The sequence below is a fragment of the Aquabacterium sp. A3 genome, assembly GCF_038069945.1.
In the GTDB taxonomy this organism is placed as follows: Bacteria; Pseudomonadota; Gammaproteobacteria; order Burkholderiales; family Burkholderiaceae_C; genus Aquabacterium.
This window is the reverse complement of sequence record NZ_JBBPEV010000023.1, coordinates 1-1,092: the sequence shown is the minus strand read 5'-3', so window position 1 is coordinate 1,092 and position 1,092 is coordinate 1. Positions and strand designations below refer to the sequence as shown.

Here is a 1,092-nt window from a genome sequence, read left to right as displayed (position 1 = left end):
CTCCGGCGCCGGTTACCTTGGTAGTTAGGCTCTTCGCAAACACAGGCATCTGCCCATTCGTTAGGCTCTCATCAACTTGTGCCGTCAGGCAATATTTTTTTTCATGGGCTACTACGACACCCAACAAGTTTGCTTGAACGGTCATCAAATTACGGACCGATTCAACTCGTCCCCGCAATTCCGTCGAAATTTTTGCTCATCATGCGGCGAAAAGACGATTCATGAATGCCCGGCCTGCCACAGCCCTATTCCAGGCGACTATCACGCTGATGGGGCTGTTTTTATTGGGTTCCCTACGCCTGTGCCAACCCACTGCGAAAACTGCGGGCATCGCTTCCCCTGGTCAAAACTCGACCCACCCAATCTCAATAAAATACAAATTTATTTCTCCAAACCATTTATTTGGCATAAAAGTCTATCTACCATGGAAAAAAATTGGTCTCTGGGGTTCAATTGCTTCAATCGTTGGCTTAGCTTTAGTATTCTTTCCTCCATCAGCTTCGTCGCAAGGCGAGCAAAAATCACAAGCCACAACATCTGGAGCCAAAAGTCCTGCAATCGGGACGAATCAAGGAAATATCACTATCAACTATGGCGGAGACTCCACAACTCCGGAGAAAAGGTATGTGCTGCGCAATCCAAGGACCGGAGCAACGCTTGTCGTAGACAAGCCGAGTTTGGATGCTGCACAAGATCCGAAGCACCACGTCTGTACGGCCCTAGCTGGGACTGCCGTAATCCCAACGGGCGAGTCAGAAAAAATGGCCGGCATCGATATGTGGCGAAAAATAAGAATCACCTCTGGCGAATGCACCAACAAGTCTGGCTGGGTGGCAATTGAGAACTTAAGCGTTGAATAAGGCGCCATGCTCTCTACGCCCTCTGCTACGCGCACCAGCGTGGATTGAAACCTGAAGTGCAACACTCAAAACTGACGGCGGTCATAATGCAAAAACCTTCCACTCCGCGCCCCAGCCTAACTGTCAGGTCAACGCGGACGCAACCAAGGGCCATGCCTTCGGCATTTTCATGGCCCTTGGTTGTGCCCTCCGCCCTAGCGGGCTCCGGCGCCGGTTACCTTGGTAGTTAGGC

At 51.1% G+C, this 1,092-nt stretch carries 1 protein-coding gene; it reads left to right on the top strand.

Going from position 1 to position 1,092, the window contains the following annotated elements:
- Window positions 1–103 precede the first annotated feature (103 nt).
- The gene (locus WNB94_RS17135; protein WP_445819097.1) at window positions 104–841 is read left to right on the top strand and encodes a DUF2321 domain-containing protein; all 738 of its coding nucleotides are present in this window, start codon (window positions 104–106) and stop codon (window positions 839–841) included.
- Window positions 842–1,092: the final 251 nt, after the last annotated feature.